Source organism: Serratia marcescens (genome assembly GCF_001902635.1).
In the GTDB taxonomy this organism is placed as follows: domain Bacteria; phylum Pseudomonadota; class Gammaproteobacteria; order Enterobacterales; family Enterobacteriaceae; genus Serratia; species Serratia marcescens_F.
On sequence record NZ_MJAO01000047.1, the window covers coordinates 1 to 12,197 of the forward strand.

14 protein-coding genes are annotated in these 12,197 nt (G+C 59.3%); 5 read left to right on the forward strand and 9 right to left on the reverse strand.

The genetic code is table 11. The annotated features are described in order from the left end of the window. Nucleotides 1-16: 16 nt before the first annotated feature. The 7 genes from ruvB to BHU62_RS24170 form a co-directional block, all read right to left on the reverse strand. A complete protein-coding gene (ruvB, locus tag BHU62_RS24140) occupies nucleotides 17-1,021 on the reverse strand; it encodes a Holliday junction branch migration DNA helicase RuvB (RefSeq protein WP_025303125.1) in 1,005 nt (334 codons plus the stop codon). Nucleotides 1,022-1,040: 19 nt separating this feature from the next. Next, nucleotides 1,041-1,655 carry a Holliday junction branch migration protein RuvA gene (gene ruvA, locus BHU62_RS24145; RefSeq protein ID WP_073534892.1) on the reverse strand — a complete coding sequence of 205 codons (615 nt, stop codon included), beginning with the start codon at nucleotides 1,653-1,655 and terminating at the stop codon, nucleotides 1,041-1,043. A 112-nt stretch (nucleotides 1,656-1,767) separates the two neighbouring features. After that, a complete protein-coding gene (gene ruvC, locus BHU62_RS24150; protein WP_004932367.1) occupies nucleotides 1,768-2,289 on the reverse strand; it encodes a crossover junction endodeoxyribonuclease RuvC in 522 nt (173 codons plus the stop codon). A 57-nt stretch (nucleotides 2,290-2,346) separates the two neighbouring features. Next, nucleotides 2,347-3,090, reverse strand: coding sequence for a YebC/PmpR family DNA-binding transcriptional regulator (locus BHU62_RS24155; RefSeq protein ID WP_073534893.1), 744 nt, complete (start codon nucleotides 3,088-3,090; stop codon nucleotides 2,347-2,349). Between the two features lie 20 nt (nucleotides 3,091-3,110). Then, nucleotides 3,111-3,557, reverse strand: a complete 447-nt coding sequence (gene nudB, locus BHU62_RS24160; protein WP_019452808.1) for a dihydroneopterin triphosphate diphosphatase — start codon at nucleotides 3,555-3,557, stop codon at nucleotides 3,111-3,113. Further along, nucleotides 3,557-5,341 carry an aspartate--tRNA ligase gene (aspS, locus tag BHU62_RS24165; RefSeq protein ID WP_073534894.1) on the reverse strand — a complete coding sequence of 595 codons (1,785 nt, stop codon included), beginning with the start codon at nucleotides 5,339-5,341 and terminating at the stop codon, nucleotides 3,557-3,559. Before aspS ends, nudB begins: the two co-directional genes overlap by 1 nt. Before the next feature lie 74 nt (nucleotides 5,342-5,415). Then, the gene (locus BHU62_RS24170; RefSeq protein ID WP_321970036.1) at nucleotides 5,416-5,646 is read right to left on the reverse strand and encodes a zinc ribbon domain-containing protein; all 231 of its coding nucleotides are present in this window, start codon (nucleotides 5,644-5,646) and stop codon (nucleotides 5,416-5,418) included. 214 nt (nucleotides 5,647-5,860) lie between these two features. On the opposite strand from BHU62_RS24170, the gene BHU62_RS24175 reads away from it, so the two are divergent. The 5 genes from BHU62_RS24175 (at nucleotide 5,861) to cmoB (ending at nucleotide 9,614) form a co-directional block, all read left to right on the forward strand. Next, nucleotides 5,861-6,439, forward strand: a complete 579-nt coding sequence (locus tag BHU62_RS24175; RefSeq protein WP_073534901.1) for a hydrolase — start codon at nucleotides 5,861-5,863, stop codon at nucleotides 6,437-6,439. A 47-nt stretch (nucleotides 6,440-6,486) separates the two neighbouring features. Beyond that, nucleotides 6,487-7,302, forward strand: coding sequence for a DUF72 domain-containing protein (locus tag BHU62_RS24180; protein WP_088776087.1), 816 nt, complete (start codon nucleotides 6,487-6,489; stop codon nucleotides 7,300-7,302). Between the two features lie 102 nt (nucleotides 7,303-7,404). Next, entirely contained in the window at nucleotides 7,405-7,800 is a 396-nt protein-coding gene (locus BHU62_RS24185) for an MAPEG family protein (protein ID WP_004932387.1), read from the forward strand. 102 nt (nucleotides 7,801-7,902) lie between these two features. Beyond that, nucleotides 7,903-8,646, forward strand: coding sequence for a carboxy-S-adenosyl-L-methionine synthase CmoA (gene cmoA, locus BHU62_RS24190; protein WP_073534897.1), 744 nt, complete (start codon nucleotides 7,903-7,905; stop codon nucleotides 8,644-8,646). Beyond that, on the forward strand, nucleotides 8,643-9,614 hold the full coding sequence (gene cmoB / locus BHU62_RS24195) for a tRNA 5-methoxyuridine(34)/uridine 5-oxyacetic acid(34) synthase CmoB (protein ID WP_073534898.1): 972 nt from the start codon (nucleotides 8,643-8,645) through the stop codon (nucleotides 9,612-9,614). The genes cmoA and cmoB overlap by 4 nt, the downstream gene beginning before the upstream one ends. Before the next feature lie 36 nt (nucleotides 9,615-9,650). On the opposite strand, the gene BHU62_RS24200 is transcribed toward cmoB, so the two are convergent. Together BHU62_RS24200 and BHU62_RS24205 are read right to left on the reverse strand one after the other, a co-directional pair. After that, nucleotides 9,651-11,492 carry an FKBP-type peptidyl-prolyl cis-trans isomerase N-terminal domain-containing protein gene (locus BHU62_RS24200; RefSeq protein WP_073534899.1) on the reverse strand — a complete coding sequence of 614 codons (1,842 nt, stop codon included), beginning with the start codon at nucleotides 11,490-11,492 and terminating at the stop codon, nucleotides 9,651-9,653. Next, nucleotides 11,489-11,890, reverse strand: a complete 402-nt coding sequence (locus BHU62_RS24205; RefSeq protein WP_073534900.1) for a hypothetical protein — start codon at nucleotides 11,888-11,890, stop codon at nucleotides 11,489-11,491. The genes BHU62_RS24200 and BHU62_RS24205 overlap by 4 nt, the downstream gene beginning before the upstream one ends. Between the last annotated feature and the right edge of the window lie 307 nt (nucleotides 11,891-12,197).

The following is a 12,197-nucleotide window of genomic DNA, read 5'->3' on the forward strand; positions in this document are numbered from 1 at the left end:
ATGGCGAATGGCAAACTTACGCTTCTCGTTCGAGACCGAAATGCCGATAGGCATGCTGCGTCGCCAGGCGGCCACGCGGCGTGCGCTGGATAAAGCCCTGCTGGATCAGGAACGGCTCAATCACGTCTTCGATGGTTTCGCGCTCTTCGCCGATCGCCGCCGCCAGGTTGTCCAACCCGACCGGACCGCCAGTAAACTTGTCGATAATCGCCAGTAATAGCTTGCGATCCATATAGTCGAAGCCTTCGGCATCGACGTTGAGCATATCGAGCGCCTGCGCCGCCACCGCGCCGCTGATCACGCCGTTGGCGCGCACTTCGGCGAAATCGCGCACCCGGCGCAACAGGCGGTTGGCGATACGCGGCGTACCGCGTGCACGGCGGGCCACCTCATGCGCCCCCTCGTCGGACAGCTCCAGCCCCAGGCAACCGGCGCTGCGCGAGACGATGTGCTGCAGATCCGCCACCTGATAAAATTCCAGCCGCTGGACAATGCCGAAGCGATCGCGCAGCGGCGAGGTCAGCGAACCGGCGCGGGTGGTGGCCCCCACCAACGTGAACGGCGGCAGATCGAGCTTAATCGAACGCGCCGCCGGCCCTTCGCCGATCATGATATCCAGCTGGTAATCTTCCATCGCCGGATACAGCACCTCTTCCACCACCGGCGACAGGCGGTGGATCTCGTCGATAAACAGCACGTCGTGCGGTTCGAGGTTGGTCAGCATCGCCGCCAGATCGCCCGCCTTCTCCAACACCGGGCCGGAGGTGGTGCGCAGGTTCACACCCATCTCGTTGGCCACGATGTTGGCCAGGGTGGTTTTCCCCAAACCCGGCGGGCCGAAGATCAGCAGGTGGTCGAGCGCATCGCCGCGCTGCTTGGCCGCCTGAATGAAGATCTCCATCTGCTCGCGCACGTGCGGCTGGCCAACGTATTCGGTCAACAGTTTGGGACGAATGGCGCGGTCGAGCACCTCTTCTTCGTTGATCGGTTCGGCGGAAATCAGGCGATCGGCTTCAATCATTGTCTACCCCTTCTCGGCCTTACAGGGCGGCGCGCAGCGCGTCGCGGATCAGGGTTTCGCAGTCGGCGCCCGGTTTGGCGATCTTGCTGACCATGCGGCTGGCTTCCTGCGGTTTGTAGCCCAGCGCCACCAGCGCCGAGGCGGCTTCGGCCTCCGCGTCCACTTCCGGCGTATTGGCAGCGGCGGACGGCAGGCTAATCTCGCTGCTGTTGTTGAACAGATCGCCATTAAGCCCTTTGAAGCGGTCTTTCATCTCCACCACCAGACGTTCGGCGGTTTTCTTGCCCACACCCGGCAGTTTGACCAGCGCGGTGATCTCTTCGCGCTCCACCGCGCTGACGAACTGCTGCGCGGACATACCGGACAGGATCGCCAACGCCAGCTTCGGCCCGACGCCGTTGACCTTGATCAGTTCGCGGAACAGCGCGCGCTCCTGCTTGTCGTTGAAACCGTACAGCAGCTGCGCGTCTTCACGCACCACAAAGTGGGTAAACACGATGGCCTCTTGCCCCAGTTCCGGCAGCTCGTAAAAGCAGGTCATCGGCATGTGCACTTCATAGCCCACGCCGTTCGCCTCCAGTAACACCAGCGGCGGCTGCTTTTCCAGAATATTTCCTCTGAGACGACCTATCATTTACCCTCCTGCAGAATTACCGGGCATGGCGCCCTGCCATGCCGTTGCTGGTAAAGCTTATAACATAAAAAAGGCTGGATGAATATCCAGCCTGAGCAATCATCGCTTCGCGTCAGCGCAAACGCCCGCGCGCCAGGTTCAACCGCCCTTCGCTCATCCGCAGCACGTTCTGGCTGAGGTGGCAGTGGGTGATGGCGATAGCCAGGGCATCGGCGGCATCCGCCTGCGGGTTGGCCGAGAGTTTGAGCAGCGAGCGCACCATGTGCTGCACCTGCGCCTTTTCGGCCGCGCCGGTGCCGACCACGGTCTGTTTGACCTGCCGCGCCGCATACTCGAACACTTCCAGATTCTGATTCACCGCCGCCACGATCGCAACGCCGCGCGCCTGGCCGAGCTTGAGCGCCGAATCCGGGTTCTTGGCCATAAACACCTGTTCGATGGCGAAGAAGTCGGGCTGAAACTGGGTGATGATTTCGCTGACACCGGCGTAAATCAGCTTCAGCCGCGTCGGCATGTCGTCCACCACCGTGCGGATGCAGCCGCTGGCGATATAGCTCAACTGGCGCCCCTGCTGGCGGATAAGGCCATAACCAGTAACGCGTGAGCCGGGATCGATACCGAGTATGATCGCCATATCTACATCCACCTTGCATGCACGGCGCCGCCGAACGGCGGCGCCCGTTTTACCGGATTACAGCGTCGCCGCCACTTCGTCGGAGATTTCACCGTTATGGTAAACTTCCTGCACGTCGTCGCAGTCTTCCAGCATATCGATCAGGCGCAGCAGTTTAGGCGCGGTTTCCGCGTCCATGTCGGCCTTGGTCGATGGGATCATCGATACTTCCGCCGCTTCGGCTTCGAAACCCGCCGCGGTCAATGCGTCTTTCACCACGCCCAGGCTTTCCCAGGCGGTGAACACGTCGATGGCGCCATCGTCATAGGTCACGATGTCTTCAGCACCGGCTTCCAGCGCCGCTTCCATCACGGTGTCTTCATCCAGGCCCGGTGCGTAGGTGATCACGCCCTTCTTGGTGAACAGGTAGGCAACGGAACCGTCGGTGCCAAGGTTGCCGCCGCATTTGGTGAAGGCGTGGCGCACTTCGGCTACGGTACGGTTGCGGTTGTCGCTCAGGCATTCGATCATCACGGCGGTGCCGCCAGGGCCGTAACCTTCATAGATGATGGTTTCCATATTGGTATCATCATCGCCGCCCACGCCGCGCGCGATCGCACGGTTCATGGTGTCGCGCGTCATGTTGTTCGACAGTGCCTTGTCCATCGCCGCGCGCAGACGCGGGTTGGAATCCGGATCGCCGCCGCCCAGCTTGGCGGCCGTCACCAGCTCACGAATAATCTTGGTGAAAATTTTACCGCGCTTGGCGTCCTGCGCCGCTTTACGGTGCTTTGTGTTGGCCCACTTACTATGACCTGCCATAAAAAAATCTCCGAAAAAAACTACTGGACTGAATTGATCACGAACTCTTCAATCGCCTGCTGATTGCTCCATGACTTGGTTAACTTCACGGCCTCGGCCGCCTCAAGCCATTGGTAAGCGTGATGCTCGGTAATCACCGGATCGCGCTCCTCGGGCAACGCCAGGCAGAACCAGTGCTCTTTATTGCGCGTGGTTCCCGGCGCATAGCGATGTCGCAAATGGACAAAGAGTTCAAACTCCACGCAGCGCTGGCAATCGAACAACGGCAGGTGCTCTGCTTCGATATCGATGCCGACTTCTTCCATGACTTCACGCTGCGCGGCATGCGGCGGCGACTCATCCTGTTCCAGGCTGCCGGTGACCGACTGCCAGAACTCGGTATCGTCGCGCCGCTGTAACATCAGCACCCGACCACTGGATTTCGCGTAAATCACTACCAGGATAGATTCAGGGCGCTTGTAACTCATCACTCGCTCTCTTGTTCCGCACCGGCTTTCTTTACCACGCTGATCGCCAGCTCCTGCAGCGACGCCGGGTTGGCGAAGCTCGGTGCGTCGGTCATCAAACAGGCCGCCGCAGTGGTTTTCGGGAAGGCGATGACGTCGCGGATGTTGTCGGTGCCGGTCAACAGCATCACCAGGCGATCCAGACCGAAAGCCAGACCGGCGTGCGGCGGCGTGCCGTACTTCAGCGCGTCCAGCAGGAAGCCGAACTTCTCGCGCTGTTCGTGTTCGTTAATCCCCAGAATGCTGAACACCGTCTGCTGCATTTCGCTGCGGTGAATACGCACCGAACCGCCGCCCACTTCGTAACCGTTGATCACCATGTCATAGGCGTTGGCGATGGCGTTGACCGGCGCTGCCGCCAGCTCTTCCGGGCTCATGTCGCGCGGCGAGGTGAACGGGTGGTGCATGGCCGCCAGGCCGCCCTCGTCGTCTTCTTCGAACATCGGGAAGTCAACCACCCACAGCGGTGCCCAGCTGTCGAGTTGGGTCAGCGCCAGATCGCGGCCCAGCTTCAGGCGCAGCGCGCCCATCGCATCGGTGACAATCTTGAAGCTGTCGGCGCCGAAGAACAGGATATCGCCGGTCTGCGCATCGGTGCGCGCCAGGATCGCTTCCAGCACGTCCGCGCTGAGGAATTTGGCGATCGGGCTCTGCACGCCTTCCATGCCGGCCGCGCGGTCATTGACCTTCAGCCACGCCAGGCCTTTGGCGCCGTAGATGTTGACGAAAGCGCCGTACTCGTCGATCTGTTTACGGGTCAGCTGTGCGCCACCCGGTACGCGGATCGCCGCCACGCGGCCTTTGGCGTCGTTGGCCGGGCCGGAGAAGACTTTAAACTCGACGTCTTTGACCAGGTCAGCCACATCCACCAGCTCCAGCGGGTTACGCAGGTCCGGTTTGTCGGAGCCAAAGCGACGCATCGCTTCGGCGAAGGTCATGACCGGGAAATCCCCCAGATCCACGCCCTTCACGTCCAGCCACAGTTCGCGCGCCAGTTTTTCCATCACTTCACGCACCTGATCGGCGGTCATGAAGGAGGTTTCGACGTCGATCTGGGTGAATTCAGGCTGACGGTCCGCACGCAGGTCTTCGTCACGGAAGCATTTGACGATCTGGTAGTAACGATCGAAGCCGGACATCATCAGCAGCTGTTTGAACAACTGCGGGGACTGCGGCAACGCATAGAATTTGCCCTTGTGCACGCGGCTCGGCACCAGGTAATCGCGGGCGCCTTCCGGCGTCGCCTTGGTCAGCATCGGCGTTTCGATATCGAGGAAGCCGTGGCTGTCCATGAAGCGGCGCACGAAGCTCGTGATTTTGGCGCGGGTCTTCAGACGCTCGGCCATTTCCGGGCGGCGCAGATCCAGGTAGCGGTATTTCAGACGCGCTTCTTCGCTGTTGACCTGGTTGGAGTCCAGCGGCAGCGGCTCGGAGCGGTTGATGATCTCCAGCGCGTGGGCGAACACTTCCACTTCGCCGGTGGCCATATCTTTATTGATCTGGCTGTCCGGGCGCGCACGCACAGTGCCGACGATCTGGATGCAGAATTCATTGCGCAGGTCGTAGGCCTTGTCGAACGCCACTTTCTGGTCCGGATCGAAGAACACCTGCACGATGCCTTCGCGGTCGCGCATATCAATAAAGATCAGGCCGCCGAGATCGCGACGACGATTGACCCAACCACACAGAGTGACTTCCTGGCCCACGTGGGACAGATTCAACTGCCCGCAATATTCAGTACGCATACGCTATCCTTTTACACAGCCGATGCCGCGCCGGGCTACTGCGCCCCTGTCGCGCGGCTGTTATCTGATAAATTCTACTTGTTGCCCGGTTTAGAATCCGTCGCATACCAACCGGTGCCCTTGAGCTGGAAGCCGGAGGATGAGATCAACTTGGTCAACGCGGGCTGCCCACACGCCGGGCAGTCTGCCAGCGGCGCATCGGAAAATTTTTGCAATTTCTCTAACCGATGGTTGCAAGCACCACATGCATATTCATAAATCGGCATAGGTCGTTGGATTAAAGAGTGTTGAAAAAAGGCAGTCATTATAAAGGAAATTCATGCGCCCGATAAGTGCGAACACAGCATTGTTACTGCACTAAATGGCGCGTTTTTGCTCGAAGTAACACATCGGTTAACAAATTTCCCATTAACCTGCGACAGTTTTTTCACGTAGCCTGATTCTCCCCGGTTTTGCGTCGCGCCCGGCTCACCTGGCGCGCCGAACTCATTTTATCCACTTCGCAACGAGATGAAATCCATGCTGAAACTAGACGCCCAAACCACCGCTCTGGTGCTGATCGATTTGCAAAACGGCATTCTGCCTTACGCCGGCGGCCCGCACAGCGCCGACCGGGTGGTGGCGAACGCCGCCCTGCTGGCCGCCCGTTTTCGCATGCTGGGCGCCCCGGTGCTGCTGGTGCGCGTCGGCTGGTCAGACTCCTTCGCCGAAGCGCTAAAACAGCCGGTGGACAAACCGGCTCCCGCGCCCGCCGGCGGTTTGCCGGCCAGCTGGTGGGAATTCCCCGCACCGCTGGCGGTCTGCGACAGCGATATTCGGGTGACCAAACGCCAATGGGGGGCCTTCTACGGCACCGATCTGGATTTGCAGCTGCGTCGCCGCGGCGTTAAATCCGTGGTATTGGGCGGCATTTCCAGCAATATCGGCGTGGAATCCACCGCCCGCGCCGCCTGGGAACACGGCTATGAGCTGGTGATCGCCGAAGACGTCTGCAGCGCGCAGAACGCGGAAATGCACCGTTTCGCGTTCGAACACATCTTCCCGCGTTTGGCGCGGGTGCGCGACACCGGCGAAATTCTTGCCGCGCTCGACCAGTAACGTTAAGTTGTAGCCTGATGAGCTAAGTAAAGGAAGACGACGCGTTGATCTACATCGGACTACCTCAATGGCAACATGCAGCCTGGAACCGTATCGGGTTGCGTGATTTGGCGGATTACAGCCGCTACTTCAACTGCGTGGAAGGCAACACCACCTTCTACGCGCTACCGAAACTGGAAATCGTGCAACGCTGGCGCGACATGACCGGCGACGATTTCCGTTTCTGCTTCAAATTCCCGTCGGACATCAGCCATAAGGCCGCCCTGCGCAACTGCGCCGCCGAATTGCAGGCGTTTTACCACTGTCTGAGCCCGGTGCATCAGCGCATCGGCCAACTGTGGCTGCAGCTGCCCGCCGCCTTCGGCCCCAATGAACTGCCGCGCCTGTGGCAGTTCTTCGAAAGCCTGCCGAAGGAATTCACCTACGGCGTAGAAGTGCGTCATCCGGCATTTTTCGCCAAAGGCGAGGAAGAGCGTGCGCTGAATCAGGGGTTGCACCAGCGCGGCATCAATCGGGTGATCCTCGACAGCCGCCCGGTGCATCACGCCGCGCCCACTACCGCCGCCGTGCGCGATGCGCAGCAGAAAAAGCCGAAGCTGCCGGTACACGCACTGATCACCGCCGACCAACCGTTGGTGCGCTTTATCGGCGGCGACCAGCTGACCGACAACCTGCGCTGGTTCGAAGCCTGGCAGCAAAAACTGCCGCTCTGGCAGCAACAGCATCAGCCCTATCTGTTTATTCATACGCCGGACAACGGCGATTCACCCCAACAGGCGCAAAAAATTTGGCAGCAGCTGCGCCTGGCGATCCCCGATTTGCCTGCGCCGCCGGACTGGCCGGAGCAGGATGCACTGTTTTGACCTATTAATCTGACCAATAACATCAAATATTTCTCCGCGACAGTGAATACAATGACGGCTATGATGCTGGCTGCCAGTTTTGGTTAGGGAACGGAGTTAAAAATGGTAAGCGCGCTTTATGTGGTGCTCGGCGCATTGTTGTTGATCAAACTCTCTTATGACGTAGTCAGATTAAGGATGCAGTACCGCGTAGCCTATGGCGACGGCGGTTTTTACGAATTGCAGACCGCCATCCGCGTGCATGGCAACGCCGTTGAATACATCCCTATCGCCGCCGTATTGCTGGTGATCATGGAAATGAACGGCGCAGAAATCTGGATGATTCACCTCTGCGGCCTGATGCTGATGGCCGGGCGGCTGGTGCATTACTACGGTTTGCGCAACCGCGAGGTACGCTGGCGCCGTTCGGGCATGGCCGCGACCTATATCTCTTTGTTGTTGATGGTTCTGGCAAATATTTTCTATCTGCCCTGGGATCTGATTTTCAGTCTGCACTGATCCCGCTTTATCATCAGGCGGCCGCGCCGCCTGCTTCCGCTCCGCTTTTTCGCGCTTTTCTGTTAGACTACGCAGCTTCGAATTCTGAACCGACTTTCCGCTATGCCAAACCGCGACACTCTTTTCTCCGCGCCCATCGCCAAACTGGGCGACTGGACCTTCGACGAACGCGTCGCCGAAGTGTTCCCCGACATGATCCAACGCTCCGTTCCCGGCTATTCCAACATCATTTCGATGATCGGCATGCTGGCCGAACGCTTTGTGCAACCCGACAGCCGGGTGTATGACCTGGGCTGTTCGCTGGGCGCTGCGACGCTGTCGATGCGGCGGAATATCAAGGTGCCCGGCTGCAATATCGTCGCCGTCGACAATTCGCCGGCGATGGTGGAACGTTGCCGCCGCCATATCGACGCCTTCCGCGCCGAGACGCCGGTCGAGGTCATTGAAGCCGACATTCGCGACATCGATATCGAGAACGCTTCGATGGTGGTGCTGAACTTCACGCTGCAGTTCCTCGAACCAGCCGATCGCCTGCGTCTGCTGGAGAAAATTTATCGCGGCCTGCGCCCAGGCGGCGCGCTGGTGCTGTCGGAAAAATTCAGCTTTGAAGACGCTGAAGTCGGCGAACTGCTGTTCAACATGCACCACGACTTTAAACGCGCCAACGGTTACAGCGAGCTGGAGATCAGCCAAAAGCGCAGCATGCTGGAAAACGTGATGCTGACCGACTCAGTGGAAGCGCACAAAGCGCGCCTGCATCAAGCCGGGTTCGAGCATGCCGAAGTGTGGTTCCAGTGCTTCAACTTCGGTTCGCTGATCGCCCTGAAAGCGGGGGATGCGCAATGATCGAGTTCGGTGATTTCTATCAGCGCATCGCCAAGAGCCACCTCAGCCATTGGCTGGATACCCTGCCCGCACAGCTCAGCGCCTGGCAACGCGAATCGCTGCACGGCAAATTCAAACAGTGGTTCAACTCAGTCGAGCATTTGCCGACGCTGACCCCAACCCGCCTCGATCTGCTGCACGGCGTGCGCGCCGAAATGGAGCCCGCCCTGTCGCCAGGCCAGCTCGAAGGCATCGAGAAGATGCTGCGCACTCTGATGCCGTGGCGCAAAGGGCCGTTCTCGCTGTATGGCATCGATATCGATACCGAATGGCATTCCGATTGGAAATGGGATCGCGTACTGCCGCACATTTCTCCGCTGGCCGGCCGCACGATTCTCGACGTCGGCTGCGGCAGCGGTTATCACCTGTGGCGTATGGTCGGTGCCGGCGCGCAACTGGCGGTAGGCATCGATCCGATGCAGCTGTTCCTGTGTCAGTTCGAAGCGGTGCGCAAACTGTTGGGCGGCGATCAACGCGCTCATCTGCTGCCACTCGGTATTGAGCAGCTGCCGGAGCTGGCGGCATTCGACACCGTGTTCTCGATGGGCGTGCTGTATCATCGCCGTTCGCCGCTCGATCACCTGTATCAGCTGAAAAATCAGCTGGTATCGGAAGGTGAACTGGTGCTGGAAACGCTGGTGGTAGAAGGCGATCGCCACCAGGTGCTGGTGCCGGGCGACCGTTATGCGCAGATGCGCAACGTGTATTTCATCCCTTCCGCCGAAGCGCTGAAATGCTGGTTGGAGAAGTGCGGCTTTGTTGACGTGAAGATCGCCGATATGTGCGTCACCAGCCTCGAAGAGCAGCGCCGCACCGACTGGATGACCAGCGAATCGTTGGCCGAATTCCTCGATCCGAACGATCGCAGCAAAACGGTCGAAGGCTACCCGGCGCCGCTGCGTGCGGTGCTGACCGCCAAAAAACCCTAGCGCTCGATTATTGGGCCGGCCTGCGCCGGCCCGAAGTTACTCCTTGCCGACATCGACAATTCGCAGTTCATACACCATCGTCGCGTTCGGCGGGATCTGCGGCGCATAGCCCGCTTCACCGTATGCCAACTCAGGCGGCACCACCATCGTCAGCGAGCCATGATTTTTCAGATGGCCAATCGCCTCGCGAAACAACACCGGATAAGCGGAGAGCGGCTGCGACATCACCTTCCCACTGCGATCCATATCCTGAATCACGCTGCCGTCGGTTAGGCTTTCTTTCACTACGATGTCCACCCGCGCGTTTTCCGAAATGGCTTCATCACCCGCATAATCGATGCGATACCAGAAACCGGAAGGCGACTTCTGCGTGCCCTTCTTCTTTTTAAACTCGGTGACAAACGCCTCGCCCTTGCTGGTCTGCACCTTCACCGCCTGGTTTCTGGCGTCGTTCACCGCTTTTTCCGACTCCGCCAGTGCGCGGGTCAACTGTGCATCACTCAGCTGGTAATGGCCGTTGAAAGTATCGATCACACCCGCCAGCAGCACGGTTTTATCGGGATTAATGCCCCAATTTTTACGCTCCGCGAGCATCGTTTGGATATCACGCCCCAAGGCGACGCCGGCGGCATAGCTCTGCTGCTCCGGCTTTTTCTTGAGCGACTGCGTATCCGGCAGCCATTTGGCGCGCGCTTTCAGCCCGTCCAGCTCCTCACGCAAGGCTTGCTGAGCTTGGTTGGCGTCCGCTAGCGCCCATGCAGTTTTTTTTGCCTGCTCCGTCGTTTTCGCCAGTTGCAGTGTTGATTTATCGTTTTCCGCCACCGCCGTAGCCAGCCGCTGCTCCAATACCTTAGCCTGCTCAGTTTGCGTTTTGCTCTTTTCCTGCCACTGCGCCAGCTGTTGCTGAAGCTCACTCGTCGCCTTGGCGGCCTCGGCCTTCTGCTGCTCCAGCGCCGTCTTCAGGCTTTTCTCTTGTTGCTCGGCCTGTTGGCGTTGGCCATCAAGCTCTTTTTGCCGCTGCGTCAGCTGTTGCTGCAGCTCACTCGTCGCCTTGGCGGCCTCGGCCTTCTGCTGCTCCAGCGCCGTCTTCAGACTTTGCTCTTGCTGACCTGCCTGTTGCCGTTGGCCATCAAGCTCTTTTTGCCGCTGCGCCAGCTGCTGTTGAAGCTCGCCCATCGCCTTGGCGGCTTCGGCCTTCTGCCGTTCCAGCTCAGCGGCGGCCGCTTTTTTATCCTGTTCATAACGCTCGTGCGCTGTATCGTTGGCTGCCTGCGCCGCCGCCAGTTTCTCCTGCCAGGCCTGTTGCTGCACGTTATCTGATTGTTTAGGCAACGCCGCCAGCCGCTGTTCCAGCAAGGCGATACGCCGATCGCGCTCCTCGGTTTGCTGTTTTTGCCGCGTTAACGCCGCTTGCGCCTCGGCGATCTGCGCCTGAGCCTTCCGCTCCTGCGGCGTCAGATTCAGCGCCTGTCTCACACCGCTGGCGAAGTCGCTCAACGCGCTCAAATCAGGCGCCGGTGCCGGTTTATCGGCAGCGGTCAGGGACGACGCAACGCGCAACGCCGTCAGCTCCTGTTGCAGCGATTGAATAGCGGCCTGCCGTTGCTCCAATTGGGCATCTTTCTCGCGCAGCGTCTTTTGCAACTGCACCAGTTGCTTTCTCTGCGAATTCGTTTCGCGAGTTTGAACCGGCCGGGACGCCGGCTTTTGGGTTTCCTGGGATGGGGTAACCACGGTATCAGCTGCCGGTGCCTCCTGCCTCTGGTAGCGCTCAGCAAACTGCAATAATGCCGGCACATCGTCATCCGCCACCACCGCCGGCGCAAACGCCAGCGGTATCATCAGGCTCAGTAATGCCTTTCTCGCTCGAGGAGTCATTGGGCACGTTCTCCGCGCTCAGCCAGGCCGGTCATCATGGCAGAACTGATGTCCGCGCAGAGGCGGCTGGTGCGATAACGATACAGCGCATCGACGGTTTCCTGCGTGCCGGTATTGACCCGCTGCCGAACCCCGGCATACTGCGCGGCGCCGCCCATCAAGGTATCGAATTCACGTTTGAATTTTTGGTATTTTTCGTTATCCATGCCGCGCATGGCATCCAACTCGCGCTGGCACTGCTGCATGCGCTCGGCCTCACGCTGCCGCTTGTCTTGTTCCGCTATTTCTTCTGCGCTGGGCTTGTTCAATATGGGTAGCGGTCGCTTGGCAGTCTGGCAGCCGGTCAGGGTCAACGCCAGCAAAAGCGCAGCGGTCAAACAGTGTGCCGTTCGGGTCATTATCGTTATCTCCTTGTTTAGTTCGCCGTCAACGTGCCCTGCGGCTGCGCTGGCGGCTCTCCTCAATTGATGCTGTGATGTTCCGGCCATAAGGCAGGCTATAAGCAGGTATAAAAATGCAGACGCGGCGGTGAGTGTCATGACACTAATCATTCACCGCATCAATGCATACAAAAAAATCATTTAATGTAATGATATTTAAAGGATTTTAACTCACAAACTTATCAGCAGGGTATGCCGATCGCAAGAAGAGATGGGGCAGTTCGACCGAGAAACCGTCTTGAAACGGGCACCGCGTCTTTGCAAG

What these genes read in the sequence shown, in the direction of transcription:
- BHU62_RS24170 (WP_321970036.1), bottom strand. Translation starts at nt 5,646, where the DNA reads ATGACTGCCTTTTTTCAACACTCTTTAATCCAACGACCTATGCCGATT.
- BHU62_RS24175 (WP_073534901.1), top strand. Translation starts at nt 5,861, where the DNA reads ATGCTGAAACTAGACGCCCAAACCACCGCTCTGGTGCTGATCGATTTG.
- BHU62_RS24185 (WP_004932387.1), top strand. Translation starts at nt 7,405, where the DNA reads ATGGTAAGCGCGCTTTATGTGGTGCTCGGCGCATTGTTGTTGATCAAA.
- BHU62_RS24200 (WP_073534899.1), bottom strand. Translation starts at nt 11,492, where the DNA reads ATGACTCCTCGAGCGAGAAAGGCATTACTGAGCCTGATGATACCGCTG.
- BHU62_RS24205 (WP_073534900.1), bottom strand. Translation starts at nt 11,890, where the DNA reads ATGACCCGAACGGCACACTGTTTGACCGCTGCGCTTTTGCTGGCGTTG.
- cmoB (WP_073534898.1), top strand. Translation starts at nt 8,643, where the DNA reads ATGATCGAGTTCGGTGATTTCTATCAGCGCATCGCCAAGAGCCACCTC.
- aspS (WP_073534894.1), bottom strand. Translation starts at nt 5,341, where the DNA reads ATGCGTACTGAATATTGCGGGCAGTTGAATCTGTCCCACGTGGGCCAG.
- ruvC (WP_004932367.1), bottom strand. Translation starts at nt 2,289, where the DNA reads ATGGCGATCATACTCGGTATCGATCCCGGCTCACGCGTTACTGGTTAT.
- cmoA (WP_073534897.1), top strand. Translation starts at nt 7,903, where the DNA reads ATGCCAAACCGCGACACTCTTTTCTCCGCGCCCATCGCCAAACTGGGC.
- BHU62_RS24155 (WP_073534893.1), bottom strand. Translation starts at nt 3,090, where the DNA reads ATGGCAGGTCATAGTAAGTGGGCCAACACAAAGCACCGTAAAGCGGCG.
- nudB (WP_019452808.1), bottom strand. Translation starts at nt 3,557, where the DNA reads ATGAGTTACAAGCGCCCTGAATCTATCCTGGTAGTGATTTACGCGAAA.
- ruvB (WP_025303125.1), bottom strand. Translation starts at nt 1,021, where the DNA reads ATGATTGAAGCCGATCGCCTGATTTCCGCCGAACCGATCAACGAAGAA.
- ruvA (WP_073534892.1), bottom strand. Translation starts at nt 1,655, where the DNA reads ATGATAGGTCGTCTCAGAGGAAATATTCTGGAAAAGCAGCCGCCGCTG.